This window comes from Binatus sp. (SeqCode) (assembly GCF_050013435.1).
In the GTDB taxonomy this organism is placed as follows: Bacteria; Desulfobacterota; Binatia; order Binatales; family Binataceae; genus Binatus.
This window is the reverse complement of the sequence record NZ_JBEKFG010000090.1, coordinates 1-13,155: the sequence shown is the minus strand read 5'-3', so window position 1 is coordinate 13,155 and position 13,155 is coordinate 1. Positions and strand designations below refer to the sequence as shown.

Genomic DNA, 13,155 nt, shown 5'->3' with positions numbered 1-13,155 from the left:
GCCGGTGGGATGAATCGAAACCACGCGAATTTTGTGCGGCGCCAGTTCGATCGCCCACGACTTCGTCAATCCGACCAGTCCCCACTTGGAGGCGGCATAGTGACTTAACCGCGCCATGCCGCGCAGCCCTGCAACTGACGAGTTATTGATGATCACGCCCGACTGGCGGGAAATCATCTGCGGGATCACGTTCTTCGCCACCAGCCACGCGCCCTTGAGATTGATGTCGAGCATCGCGTCCCACGCTTCCTCGCTGAGCTCTTGGGCGAGGCCATAGGCGCAGATGCCCGCGTTGTTGAACAGGATGTCGATTCGTCCGAAAGTCTCGATCGCCTCCCCGACGGCGGCGGCCACGGCGCGAGCGTCACGCACGTCGGCGACGAGCGCGAGAGCGCGCACGCCGAGGCTCTGAATCTCGGCCGCAACGGAGTCGAGCTCGTGGGCGGTTCCAAGCGCGTAACCGGGGTAAGCCAGTTGCCTCGCCACGTCCAGCGCAGCGATGTGAACGCCCTCGCGGGCGAGCGCGATGGCGCAGGCGCGGCCCTGACCGTGAGCGGCCCCGGTAATAAGCGCCACTTTATCTCGAAGGTCGTCGTACATGATGCGCTCCCGAAGGATTTCCGCCGAATGATGCGCCGACTGGAGGCATTCAGCCGCCGGCGGGGGTACCCTTGCGCCGAAACGGCTGGAGATATCCGTCCAGATCGACGCGCAGTGCGTTGTTGAAGACGTTGGTCGCGATCATGACTGCGCCGAACGCCGTAAGCTCGACGATCTGCGCGGGCTTAAGAAAAGTCTCAAGCCGCGCGTAGAGCTCGTCGCTCACGCGATTGGCGTCGACGACAAGCTGGCGGCCGTAGTCGACCACCGCGCGCTCGGTCTCGTTGAGCTGCAGCGAATCGGGGTCTTCGCCGGCTTCGATGAGCAGGCGGCGGAAGAAGGTGGAACAGATAAGGCAATCGGTCTGGGCGGAGATCGCGTGGACGAAAAGCGTTGTGGCGCGTTCGCCGAGGAAGCGCGCGACCGCGTCATGCAGCGGATACCACTGCATCAGCGCCTCCAGCGCGATCGGCGAGTGCGCCAGCGTGAGCTTCATGTTGGTCACGCGCCCGTGCGCGAGGCGCTGGCGTTGCAACTCCTCGCGCGCGGCCGGTTGGGCCTGGGCTTCTGAAATCGGCGGTACGCGGCTCATGTCGTCCTGCGCAATGACACGGCGTTCTTCACGGAGTCACCATCCTCGATCTCGCATCAGCATCATCGTGTCTCGATTGCCGGTCAACCGATCGGTTCAGGCGCGACTGCTCAGTCACATACGCACGTCGAACACAGCCGTGACTGCTGTGCGCTGGAGTAACTCAGCCCTGCCGAGGGCGCGCCGAACGAATTGCCCGCTCCTATACCTTGCGCGGCCCCGGGGAGTGAGCCAAGCGAAGAGGACGATCCTGAACTCTGCGCCACTCCGGGAAAGCCGAAGGATTTGGCGGCACCCGCGTTCTCCTGCGCCCCAGGCATCGGCCCGAAAGAATTACCGGCACCAACGCCGCCCGCCGCTCCGTAGGACGGAGGCCTTCCCTTGTTGTAGGAGATGCAGGCACCGCTCGCGCTATGGCTGGCGCTAAGGTACCCAGCGGCGGTCACTTGGCCCATCCAGTGAGTAGGCTCACCAGGACCCCAACAGGAGCAGTTGAACATTCGCGCTCCGGGGGTCGAATAGGCGGCGGGCAGCGACGGTACCGGAATTGCGATTGGCGCAATCGCGGTGCTAACCGGGGCCGGCAGTTGGGCTGGAGGGCCGGGCGGCAGGGGAGGCACCACCAGCGGATTGGTAGCAGGTAGCTGAGCCCATGCGACGGAGGCCAGCATCAGCGCCAGTGCGAGCACCGTTATGGACTTAAGTACAGTCATAGCCCTGTTTGCCGGCATGGTCATCGGCTCGGGTTCAAAAGCGCGAGTACCATGGCGACTGACGCGGGTTCTGCACCTGGAAGTCGATGTTGAACTGCCCGAACAGCGTGCCTTCAGCATGCCACAAGGCCAGGCGCGCGTTCTCCAAGCCGACATCGGCCTGAACCTCGTTGCCCTGCGCGGTTACCAGATTGCTTTGGTACTGTAGAAGCGTGTTGGTGGTTGCCATGCCGACGCGGAATTGGGCCTGAGTATCGTGCAGACTCTGTGCCGCGTAAGCGGTGGCCTCCCGGGTGGCGTCGACCTGCTCCTCGTAGGCGCGCAAATTGGCAAGCGCACTTTTGACCAGCAAAACCGCCTGGTAGAGCGCCTGCCGATACTGCATCCGGGCCTGATCATACGAGACATGAGCCTGCGCCAGAGCGGCTTTCGCGGCGGCATTGTCCAGCGGCATCGAAAAGCCCAGGACCGCGGCATAGTCATAAAATTTGAAATCGAACAGGCTGTTCAACGCCGTGCCGTAGTCGCCGCCAAAGGGAAGCTCGGCCGCATTGTCGGTTCCCGGTTTTGTAATGGGTCCATTCGGGTCATAGCAGTTGGCGTAGGCGGGTATCGTGCCGGAGGCGGTACATTTGGAGTTACCGGCCTCTGATGTTATGCCGATCTGCACGCCCAGATTGAGCGATGGCAAGGTCTGATTTTCCGCGTATTTGACTTGTATCAACGCGCTGCGAATCGCTTCGCGCAGCCCGGCCAGTGCGGGGCTGTCTTCGAGCATCGCCTTGAACGCGTCATCGTCGGTCTCGAGTGGTCCGAACTTGGTGTCGGGTTGCTGCAGCGGCTCGATTTCGGCGGCAAGCATCGCGCCGGAGTGGTTGAGCGCCACGTCCTGGCGAAGCGTAGTGCGGGCGATCTCGAGGCCGGCACGGGCTGCGGATAGGTTTGCCCGCGCGGTGGCGGCGGCCGACATAGCCTCGGACAGGTTCACCGCAGCCATCATACCGAGCCGGACATTGTTGCCGTTAACCCGCACCAGATCTGTGTTGAACTTCAAGGCTGAATCAGCGACCTGCAAGCTCTGCTCGGCCCCCACTACACCCCAATAGTCGTTACCGATGCGCTGAACGAAGTCGTTGACCGATGAAGCATAGTTCCATTGTGAAGAGCGCTGCGCCGACTCGGCCAGGCGGACATTAATCGTGGCAAACTGCCAGCCGAAATTCTGCAATAGCGGCTGCGACAGCGACATTACCATGGTGGGCGTATATACGGGATTGACCGGGCTGAACCCGGAATTGGTCAGCTCGCGATCGTTGTTGAAGGTAATGCCCAAAGTGCCGTTGCTCCCGGAAAGCACTTTGCTCATCCCGAAGTTCCAATCGTAGAACTTCCCCACGTCGGTAATGGAGCCTGGGTTTTGAAACGGCGAAGAGACTGGCGTGACTTCCTTCTCCGTATCTATTTGCGAGCTTAGCTGGGGGTCGAACACGGCGTTCGCCGCCTTGACGCTCTCGGTCGCCGCAACCGGGTCCAACGACACCGACTGCAGGCCGGGATTATTCTCAAGCGCCAGGTAGATAGTCTCTTTGAGACTGAGCTTATGCTCCTGATTGTCCTCGATCCGGGGGAAGTAGTCGCGTGCTAAATCCTCGCGGCCGGGAACCCATTGGCGAGCGAGCATATCAGGCAGCGACAGGATTGGATTAGTTTCGAACTTGTGCGCCGCCTGCGAAGTAACGCTGACATCGACGGGCGGCGCCGAGTTTTGTGCTCCGACCGAGCTGGTTTGATTTCCCGAGCTAACTGGATTCCCGGTACTCGCTTTTGCACTTGCCGGCTGCGCCTGGGCATACACCAGTGGGATCGTCGTCGCCATCAGGCCGGCGGCTACGAGGGCAAATGACCCGGCGATGCCTGCCTGCAACCGCCAAAAGCTGCGTGAACCTTTGGCGACGACCGCAGCGTCGCGTCGCCGTATTTCCCCGATACGTAAGTGCGCCAGGACGATCGTCGCCCGCGCCCGCGCTCGCGCGCTCGAGTTGCCGATAACGATGGCCAAGCGTGAAATGGCGGGAACATACAGGAGCATCGCCAACGGCCACAGCAGCGGCGAGGCCGACGCGATTCGACGGATTGCACAGATTGCATCAAGTAGCGCCGCACCTATGGAAGCAGAATGCAATTTCTTCATTTGGTTGGGCTCGCGAGAACTTGTCGACCTCATCGAAGGAACCGCGCAAGGTAACAGCGACGCGCAGTTCCAGCAGAGTTGATGCATTTGACGAGCGCCGCGATGTCAGATCGCAGCACTTGCGGCCCATTTCGCCCCCGTACCCTCAACATACAGCCTCACCAATCCGGATGAATTAGAGACGTGGCGCCTCGGCAAAGGTTACACCGGTTTTCCATGCGCACTTCAGCGCGAGAACGCGGCTGGCGTCAAGTAGCAGCGGGGTTCGCCGGGCGTTGCGTGCCCGCCAGACGCGAAACCGTCCGCTTTTTTCCGGCTGTCGATGCTCAAAACCTAATCCGCGCGCGCGGCGACCGCAAAGGATAGTCTATGGCGGATCGCATGAGAACCGGCTCGAAATTTGCGTTTGCAGATGACCCGGTGTTGGTGCGAATCTGAATCAGGATCCAGAACGGAAATCCTGGCTTACTAGGGGCGCCGATTCGTTTCGCCATTTGGGGGAGGGAACAAATGATAGTCGAAGAGGCTGATACAAAGGCGCGTACTCGCCGTTTACTGGCGAGCGCCTTGGTGTTGCTGGCGCTAATCGCCTTGAACGGATCGTCCGCGCTCGCCGAATCGCCCACGGCCAAACGGCGCGTCATTCCAGTAGAGATCAGTAAGGGCCAGAACTACACCATAACTGGCGTAAAACAAGATGCGACCGCCCCGAAGGTGGTCAGCAATCCCAACGCGCTCGTGGTGCAAAATGCCCCGGGCAGGATCGAATTAGTGGGCGCCGATGGCGGCACTTGGAAACTCGACGTGACGCTCGCTACGGGAGAAGAAGTTACCTATGTGGTGACCGTGAAGGCCGCAGCGCCACCTCAAGGTTCTCTCAATCCAGTCGCTGCGCCGACCGTCATTCCATAATCATAGGACCCGGCAAACCCCATATCAGTGATGGCCTGCGCATCAGGATCGGTGCATACCTTCACCAGTGCGGGCTGACCGCGTTTTAGGGCTCGCGGTCAGTTTCCGAAGTCCCAGCCTTCCCCAGAGTGATACCGGCCCAGCACGTTCTTCGCGATCAGGATCCGGTGGACCTCGTCCGGGCCGTCGGCTAGCCGCAGCGTCCTGGCACCCTGGTACATGGCGGCAAGCGGCAGATCGCCCGAGACGCCCGCCGCGCCCCACACCTGGATCGCGCGGTCGACCACCCGCTCGTAGGCCGACGGGACGAAGATCTTGATCGCCGAGATGTCCGTGCGCGGGTCGGTGCCGCTGTCCATGCGCTCGGCGCAGTGGATGGTCATCAAGCGCGCCGCCTGGATATCGATGTAAGAGTCGGCGATGAAGCCCTGGATGAACTGCTTGGTCTCGAGCTTGCCGCCGTGCACCTCGCGCATCGTGGCGCGCTCGACCATCAAGTCGAAGGCCCGCCACATCTGCCCGATCGAGTTCATGCAGTGATAGACGCGCCCCGCTCCGAGGCGATCCTGCGCCGCCTGATGGCCCGAGCCGGCCTGGCCGAGCTGGTTAGCCATCGGCACGCGCACGTCGTCGTAGGTTATCTCGCAGTGGTCGCTCGGCCGGCCCCAGATCTCGATGCCGCGCACGATGCGAACGCCCGGCGTGTCCTTGGGCACGATGATCTGCGTCATGCGGCCGTTGTCGTCGCCCTTACCACCGGTGCGGCACATGACGATGAGGAAGTCGGCGCGAAACCCGTTGGAGGTGAACCATTTGTGCCCGTCGATCACCCACTGGTCGCCCTCGCGGCGTGCCGTGGTCTTGATCGACCGCGGATCCGAGCCTGCGGAGTCGGGCTCGGTCATTGAGAAGCCGGACTCCATCTTGCCCTCGGTGAGCGGCACCAGCCACTTGCGCTTCTGCTCCTCGGTGCCGTACTTGAGCAGGATCTGCTGGTTGCCCGAGTTGGGCGCGACCACGCCGAAGAGCGCCGCCGCTCCCATACTGTAAGCCAACACCTCGTTCATGTACGCATGCTCGAGGAAGCCCAGCCCGGCGCCGCCATACTCCGGCGGAAGATGCGGCGCCCAGAGGCCCGCCTGCTTCACCTTCTCCTTGATCGAGTCGCGCAGCTCCCGAGCGCTGCGCCGCTCCTCGTCCGTGGCGCCGTCGCGCCATCCCGCCCAGAGCTTGCGCTCGTTGGGCATGATTTCGCGGTTGATGATTTGCGCCGTGAGCGCGCGGATCTGGTTGATCCGGGCGTCGAGCGTCGGGATGGGTTTCACGTTCATATTCATGATGTCTTCCTCTGTGGGCTCAAGCCTAGCACCGCGCCACCGCGGCCAAAACTTGTCCCGCTCGCCTTGGGATCAATGGCCACACTCCACAGGCTCGTTGAAGCGCTCATAGCATCCGGCGTTGCCGCACGAATGCACCGAGGAAAATAATTGAGCGCGTCGGGTCATCGAAGAGCGGCACTCGTTGGGCTCACCGATGGCGATGCCCACGCGTACACAAGTCTTCCACTACTGAACGAATCAGAAAAATACAAGAACTCACATACGACGGCAGCTAGGCTCCGATGCGCTGCGGTATGAACTCGCCCGGGAAAGATGACACGCACGCCATGACGTGCGTGATCGCATCGGTATCGTATTCGTCGCCCGATCGGTAGGTTTCGAAATAGGAGTTCAATCGCGCGCCGCGCTCCGGCCACGCCTCAGCGGCCTGCACGCCGACCGAGACGCCGAAGTTGGTGAAGGCAAATTTCACCGAATCCGCTCCCGGCTCGCGGCAGAAGTAGCCGGGCGGATCGATCCACATCCGGTCAAGTATCGCGAGACTCCGCTCGCGCTGAACGCGCGCCCATTCTTCCTCGGGGAAGAAGCACGTCATCCACAGCATCATTCCAAGACCCAGGTCTTGAGTGATGACCAGGTTTTCGTAGCTTCGTTCGACGATGATTTTCATCTGCTGGATCTCGTCTGCAAGCGTATCTTCGTCAAGCAGCCGGTAAACGATGTATCCATGGAACGGATCGAGCGAGCCCGGTCCGAAACCTGGATATGGTCCGCTCAAGTCTTCGAGCATTTTCCAGCGCACGCCTCGGCCCGGGATCACGAAAGCGGGATGGATGTCCTTCACCAGTTGGATCGCTTTAGTGCGATATTCGGGAACTATCCTGCCCAGTCGCGATAGCGCGAAAACCCACATCGCCAGATAGTGAAAGTACTGGCCGTCACGATCCGCGGCCTCGCCGATTCGCAAGCCGCGCGGGCGTCCCAGCACACGCTCGACGTCTGCGACGACCCGCTGAGCTTCGTCGAGGAACTTGCTCTGCCCCAGTTCGTGGTAGAGCGAAACCAACAGAACGACGCCGAAAGCGTCGGTCCATAGGTATCGCATTCCATTGGGCCAGATGCGTTGTTCGCGCATCCAGTCGAGCTTGCTCAATACTTTTCTGACATTCGCGGTCATGTCGTATGCCCGGAATTATTTTCGTGGACCTGTGATAATCCCATTCGTCTGTTCCGATCCTGAATCGACACGCGGACCAAGGATACGAATCAACTCGTCGGAACCGACAGTCTCCTCGCGCAGCAGCGCTTCTACCAGCCGATCCAGCCGCTCTCTCGAGTCCGTGAGGCAACGGCGGACGCCGTCGTGGGTCTCCTGGAGCAGACGCGAGACTTCATGGTCAATCAGGGCCGCGGTCGCTTCGCTGTAATCGCGTCCCTGCGAAATCTCGTATCCGAGGAAAGGTTGCTGCTCGTCGGTCTTGAAAGCCACGAGTCCGAGCTTGCTCATCCCCCAGCGGGTCACCATGCGGCGAGCCAAACGCGTAGCTTCCACCAGATCGTTCTCGGCGCCGGTGGTCACCTCGTCGAAGACGATCTCCTCCGCAGTGCGTCCGCCGAGCATCACTGCCAGCCGGGCCTTCAGATAGGACAGGTTCAGGTTGTGGCGCTCTTCGCCCGGGATCTGCTCCGTCATCCCGAGAGCCTGTCCGTGCGGCACAATCGTCACCTTGTGCACCGGATCCGCCGCCGGCGTCATCCACGCGACCACTGCGTGTCCGCACTCGTGATAGGCGACGACGCGCCGCTCGCCTGGATTCACCAGGTGTTGTTGCGCCGCACCCATCCGAACCTTGTCTTCACTCTCTTCGAAATCGGCCATGGTAACCGCCGGACGATTATTTCTTGCCGCGGTAAGCGCGGCCTCATTGCAAAGGTTCGCCAGGTCCGCCCCGCTCATGCCTATCGTGCTGCGCGCGAGAGTGGGCAGATCCACATCGCCGGAGAGTCGGAGCCTGCCCGTGTGGATGCGCAGGATACCTTCACGCCCTATTTTGTCTGGAAGACCAATCACTACCTGGCGATCGAAACGTCCCGGCCGCAGCAGCGCGGGATCGAGAACGTCGGGCCGATTGGTCGCCGCCAGAATGATGACCTCGAGCCGCTCGTCAAAACCGTCGAGTTCGCCCAATAGCTGGTTGAGCGTCTGTTCGCGCTCGTCGTTCACGGTGCCCAGGCCGGCGCCGCGTCGGCGTCCAACCGCGTCGAGCTCATCGATAAACACGATCGACGGCGCCGCCGCTTTGGCTTGCTGGAAGAGATCTCGTACGCGGCTCGCTCCCACGCCGACGAACATCTCGATGAACTCGGCGGCATTGAGGCTGAAAAATGGGACCCCGGCCTCGCCTGCCACCGCGCGTGCCATAAGAGTTTTGCCGGTTCCCGGCGCTCCGACCAGCAGCACGCCTTTGGGAATTCGTGCCCCCAAGTCGTGGTACTTTTGAGGGTGCTTCAGGAAATCAACCTCCTCCTGAAGCTCGGCCTTGGCCTCGTCCGCTCCTGCCACGTCATTGAAAGTGACCTTTGGCTGCTCGCTGCTGTAGCGCTTTGCCCTGGTCCGTCCAAAACCGAACATCCCTGATTGACTACGCACGGCCCGGTTGCTCATCCACCAGAAGAATCCGAACAGGAGTACCAGCGGCCCCCATGTGAACAGCAACTCGATGAACCAAGGAGTTGAAGACGACGACACGTCTACGACGACATGGTGTTCTATGAGCAGAGGCATCATGCCGGGATCGCCGACGGTCGCGGGAAAGGTCGTGGTGAATTCGCTGTATGCAGTGGCCGCAGCGCTTGGGCTCGCGCCCGGTGGAGATGCAGCAGGCGGCTGCGTGGGCTTCGACGATGGCTCGGTGGGAGATTCGGGCTGTGGCCAAACGAGCTGTTTTACAAATTTACCTTCGATCACGTCTGCGGCGATGTGAACCGACCGGACGTTGTCCTGGCGTACTTGCGCGAGAAACAAGGAATAGGGGATAGCAGCCTTGGGCTGCGACCGCGGCCACAGGCCGGTGACGTACCAGATCAGCAGCGCCAGAGACATCAGCCACCAGAACAGGACGCCGCGCGGGACCTGCGGTTGCTGCGGCCCCGTCATTCTCTTTTCTGGCTTCGCTTCCTGCTGCGCCATTTGCCGCATCCTTCGCCCATTGCGACGTTCACAAGATGGCACATCTGAAGTCAATCTGCCCTACGCCAAATCGCGCGCGGACAGATCCGAAAATGTAATTAATCGGCTTTGAGGAGCGCGCCGACGAGGCGTTCAAGCACGTGGCGCGCGCGGGGCGAGGAAAGCTTCTGATCCCTCCGCAATCGCCGCCAGGTCTCAAAACTCAAAACGAGATCGAGGCTCTCGAAGAACAAGGCATCGTCGCGCTTGTCCTTTGGGACCAGACGGCTGAGCGCGGCACGCTGCTCCCGTGTCATCTCGGCCACTTGGCCGGCGAGAAACGGTGAATGATGGCGGTGAACGTCCGCCGCGATCTTGAACGGCATGATGCGCTCGAAGATGCAGATGCGACGGTCGATCAATTCACCAAGCTGCGCCTCCCATTCGCTGGCAGAGAAGGGACGCTCGACCATTGGACGAATTTCGGCGGTCATCACCGCATCAATCTGCTGGTACAGGCTTTCCATATTGGCAAAGTGGCGGAATACCGTGCGCAGCCCCACGCCGGCGCGTGCGGCGACAGCTTCCGCGCCAGGCGTAACCTGGCCGGCCCCGACCAGCTCCAGCATCGCGCGTACGATACGCTCGTGGCTTGCTTCACTGCGCTGCCGACGGCCATCGGTACGTTCGCGGGCGGGTGTGTCTATATTCATCGTCCCGCTTCAGTCAGTAATCGAGCCGGTGTTGCGGACCTGGCGAGCGCCGGCGGGCCACGGCTCCCGTTCCCACGGCGGTCCAAAAGGGCGATTGAGTGCGGGACGCGGCGGTGCGCTGTAGTTCGGTAGCGCGCCGGCATGATCGGTGTAGTCCGCGAAGAAGGAAAGAATTCCCGCGCGCGCCAGGACCGCGTCGAGCGCATCGCTGCGATACTTTACATAGCGGGCGAGCAGAGTTGCGCGGGCTTCGGCGAGAAACGGCGTGATCGCGATTTCGATCCGATCCCCGCCTGCGAATGCGAGCTGCGCTTTGCCGTCCGCCGCCGCACGGCTGACCCACGGCAGGTAGACGCGGCCCAGTTCGGCGAGAATTGCGATCAGCGTCTCCGGCACCTCTGCGGGCGCCATCCAATCGCCGAACTGTGCATCCTCGGGCTCCATGAGGCGATGAGTGTGCGTGACGATTGCCGGCGCGTCCGCATCGACCCATCGCCGGCACAACGGATCGTTGATGAAATGCGCCGCGTTGCCGCCGAAGAACGCGAAATCCGCGAGCGACGGACGCCCGCCCAGAAGAAACGGATACGCTGCGAGATGAGCACCCATCATCCGAAACCACGGCCGCAGAATTTCCCCGATCCACGAATCGATATTCGCGGCCGTCACGCCAAAGGGCTCGCAGGTCGCGGTGACGTGCGCCTTCACGACTGCGTATGCCTGGTCGCACGCAACGTGCAACTCATGGGTCGCGTCGCGCGCAAGCTCCCATCCGCCAACCCGATGGTTCTCCTCATAAAACCATCGCGATCCCACCGCGGGGCGATAGAACCATTCGTCGAGCGCATCTTCGAGGACGTAGCCGATAAAGCCCAGCACCGGATCGTTGGGAAACACGGGTGGTTCGGGAAAGCGCGACTCCAGGTGATGGATCATCGCGGTCGTGTCCCACATGAAATTACCGTCGGGGGTCGCCACGACCGGCATCGCACCCGGCCATCGGGCCTCACGCGCGGCGCGGTTTGCGCCTGCGAATCGCCGCAGCAGGTACGGGATACCCTTGTAGTCGAGGTAACCGGTGAGCTTGCGCGTGAAGTAGGACTGGCTCATCCCATACACGCGATAGCGCGCGGCGCGAGGCTTGCGGTCAGACGCCGTCGCCAAGGTCAGCCACGCAGCCCGGCAAGACAGCCCGCACGATCGAGGACTGCGTCAATAGCTCGCTTGTCGGGCAGCGCGGCGTATTTTTCGGGCAGCGCGGCGTATTTTTCGCGCAGCGCAGCGAGAGATTTGGCGTGATATTTCTGCGGCTTCTGAGTCCACGTGCGGCCGGCCAGCTCGACGCTGAATTCCTCGCGCCCGCCGGCAATAGCGCTCGCGTTGGCTGTCGTCCACGGCATGAACAACCGGCCGACCTGCCGCTCCAGCAGCGGCATCAGGGTTGGCTCGAGGCTCGCCCAATCCTCGAAATTACCTTCCGCTCGCGGCCACAGCATTCGATGAATCCACGCCAGGACATTCGTGGCGCGCGCTTCGATGATCGCGCCGGGCGTAGGATCGGTCCATAGGTTGTAGAGCTGACCCCACATTGCGAAGTCGCCGAAGGCGGGCCGCGCGCCGAAGAGATAGGCCCGGTTCGCCAGATGCGTCTCAAGCATCGCAAGCGTCTCGCAGAAGGAATCTTCGATCTGGGGCGCGGTCTGTGGGCTCGAGCCGACAAACCAGACTCGCCCGACCATTCGCTCACGCACCTGCGCGATCATGGTGGAAAGCTGTGCTTCGTCGGCCGCCGGCATCATCATACGTGCGAGTCGTCCTGCGCAGCTGAGCTGATCGACATCGCGCGCCCATCGGTAGTGGAACATCCACTTGTTGCCCCATTCGTCGCCGAACTCCTCGAGCAGGACCGAGACGAAGGCAGCAACCGGATCCGACGGATGAATCGATGGTTGGGGATACACAGATTCCATGCGCTCGATTATCGGCGTCGAGTCCTGAAGGCCTTCGTTCTCAGGAGTAACCACCAGCGGCACGATCGGGAGCCGGGCGTATTTCTGGTATTCGGCCTGGCTATCGGCGTTGCGAATGATCCACTGGTGCGGAATTCCTTTGTAGCGGAAATAGGAGCGAACCTTCACCGAGTAAGGAGACAACTCGACGCCGAAGATACGATATCTGTCCGCCATTTGGCTTATTCCTCTGCTGGATTGCCTGTGACAACAGGCTCGCGCAGGCTAATATATTGGCATATCAACTGTCAATATATGCAGGCACTTTGGAAGAGTTGCGAATATCGGCGAACGGCGACATTATGCAGGTCAATAACCGCATCCGACGCGATCACGCTGAGTGCGCGCGGAAAGCAAGGAGTCCGTTATGAGAGAAGCCGTTATAGTAGCCACCGCCCGCACGCCGATCGGCAAAGCGTATCGCGGCGCGTTCAATGATATCGAGTCGCCGTCGATGGCGGCGCCGATTATTCTCGAGGCAATCAAACGCGCCCGCGTCGAACCGGGCGAGATCGACGACCTGATCATGGGCGCCGCGCTCCAGCAGGGAAGCCAGGGATTCAACGTCGCGCGCCAGTGCGCAATGGCCGCGGGGCTGCCGAAAAGTGTCGCAGGCCAGAGCGTGGACCGGCAGTGCTCGTCAGGCCTGATGAGCATCTCGATGGCGGCGAAGCAGATCATGGTCGATGGCATGCAGACGGTGGTCGCGGGCGGAGTCGAGTCGATCAGCCTGGTGCAAAATTCGCACATGAACGCATACCGCCAGGGCGATCCACTGGTCCTCAAGAACGCGCCGGCGGTGTACATGGCGATGATCGATACCGCGGAGGTCGTCTCGAAGCGCTACAAGATCTCCCGCGAAGCTCAGGACCAGTATTCTTTCCAGAGTCAGCAGCGAACCTTCGCGGCGCAGGAG

At 61.6% G+C, this 13,155-nt stretch carries 12 protein-coding genes; 3 read left to right on the top strand and 9 right to left on the bottom strand.

The features are described 5' to 3' along the window. From ABSB13_RS15015 to ABSB13_RS15005, 3 genes are all read right to left on the bottom strand, one after another. Positions 1 to 600: SDR family NAD(P)-dependent oxidoreductase (locus ABSB13_RS15015; protein WP_428110004.1), on the bottom strand; the 600-nt coding region annotated here is incomplete at its 3' end. 49 nt (positions 601 to 649) lie between these two features. Then, entirely contained in the window at positions 650 to 1,192 is a 543-nt protein-coding gene (locus ABSB13_RS15010) for a carboxymuconolactone decarboxylase family protein (RefSeq protein WP_428110003.1), read from the bottom strand. A gap of 747 nt (positions 1,193 to 1,939) precedes the next feature. Beyond that, positions 1,940 to 3,964, bottom strand: coding sequence for a TolC family protein (locus ABSB13_RS15005; protein WP_428110001.1), 2,025 nt, complete (start codon positions 3,962 to 3,964; stop codon positions 1,940 to 1,942). On the opposite strand from ABSB13_RS15005, the gene ABSB13_RS15000 reads away from it, so the two are divergent. Further along, positions 3,957 to 4,178, top strand: a complete 222-nt coding sequence (locus tag ABSB13_RS15000; protein ID WP_428110000.1) for a hypothetical protein — start codon at positions 3,957 to 3,959, stop codon at positions 4,176 to 4,178. The two genes, ABSB13_RS15005 and ABSB13_RS15000, sit on opposite strands and share 8 nt — an antisense overlap. A gap of 428 nt (positions 4,179 to 4,606) precedes the next feature. After that, the gene (locus tag ABSB13_RS14995) at positions 4,607 to 5,008 is read left to right on the top strand and encodes a hypothetical protein (protein WP_428109999.1); all 402 of its coding nucleotides are present in this window, start codon (positions 4,607 to 4,609) and stop codon (positions 5,006 to 5,008) included. Positions 5,009 to 5,106: 98 nt separating this feature from the next. Here ABSB13_RS14995 and ABSB13_RS14990 read toward each other — a convergent pair whose 3' ends face one another. The 6 genes from ABSB13_RS14990 to ABSB13_RS14965 all read right to left on the bottom strand — a co-directional run bounded on the left by ABSB13_RS14990 (position 5,107) and on the right by ABSB13_RS14965 (position 12,416). After that, positions 5,107 to 6,345 (bottom strand): acyl-CoA dehydrogenase family protein, encoded by a 1,239-nt coding sequence (locus ABSB13_RS14990; RefSeq protein WP_428109997.1) that lies wholly within the window; start codon positions 6,343 to 6,345, stop codon positions 5,107 to 5,109. Between the two features lie 274 nt (positions 6,346 to 6,619). Then, the gene (locus tag ABSB13_RS14985; RefSeq protein WP_428109996.1) at positions 6,620 to 7,501 is read right to left on the bottom strand and encodes a hypothetical protein; all 882 of its coding nucleotides are present in this window, start codon (positions 7,499 to 7,501) and stop codon (positions 6,620 to 6,622) included. Positions 7,502 to 7,540: 39 nt separating this feature from the next. Next, positions 7,541 to 9,538 (bottom strand): ATP-dependent zinc metalloprotease FtsH, encoded by a 1,998-nt coding sequence (gene ftsH, locus ABSB13_RS14980; protein ID WP_428109995.1) that lies wholly within the window; start codon positions 9,536 to 9,538, stop codon positions 7,541 to 7,543. A gap of 98 nt (positions 9,539 to 9,636) precedes the next feature. Next, a complete protein-coding gene (locus ABSB13_RS14975; RefSeq protein WP_428109994.1) occupies positions 9,637 to 10,230 on the bottom strand; it encodes a TetR/AcrR family transcriptional regulator in 594 nt (197 codons plus the stop codon). Between the two features lie 9 nt (positions 10,231 to 10,239). Next, the gene (locus tag ABSB13_RS14970) at positions 10,240 to 11,394 is read right to left on the bottom strand and encodes a glutathione S-transferase N-terminal domain-containing protein (protein WP_428109993.1); all 1,155 of its coding nucleotides are present in this window, start codon (positions 11,392 to 11,394) and stop codon (positions 10,240 to 10,242) included. A 2-nt stretch (positions 11,395 to 11,396) separates the two neighbouring features. Continuing rightward, positions 11,397 to 12,416, bottom strand: coding sequence for a glutathione S-transferase family protein (locus ABSB13_RS14965; RefSeq protein WP_428109992.1), 1,020 nt, complete (start codon positions 12,414 to 12,416; stop codon positions 11,397 to 11,399). A 190-nt stretch (positions 12,417 to 12,606) separates the two neighbouring features. On the opposite strand from ABSB13_RS14965, the gene ABSB13_RS14960 reads away from it, so the two are divergent. Next, the coding region (locus tag ABSB13_RS14960; protein WP_490338406.1) for a thiolase family protein at positions 12,607 to 13,155 on the top strand (549 nt) is incomplete at its 3' end.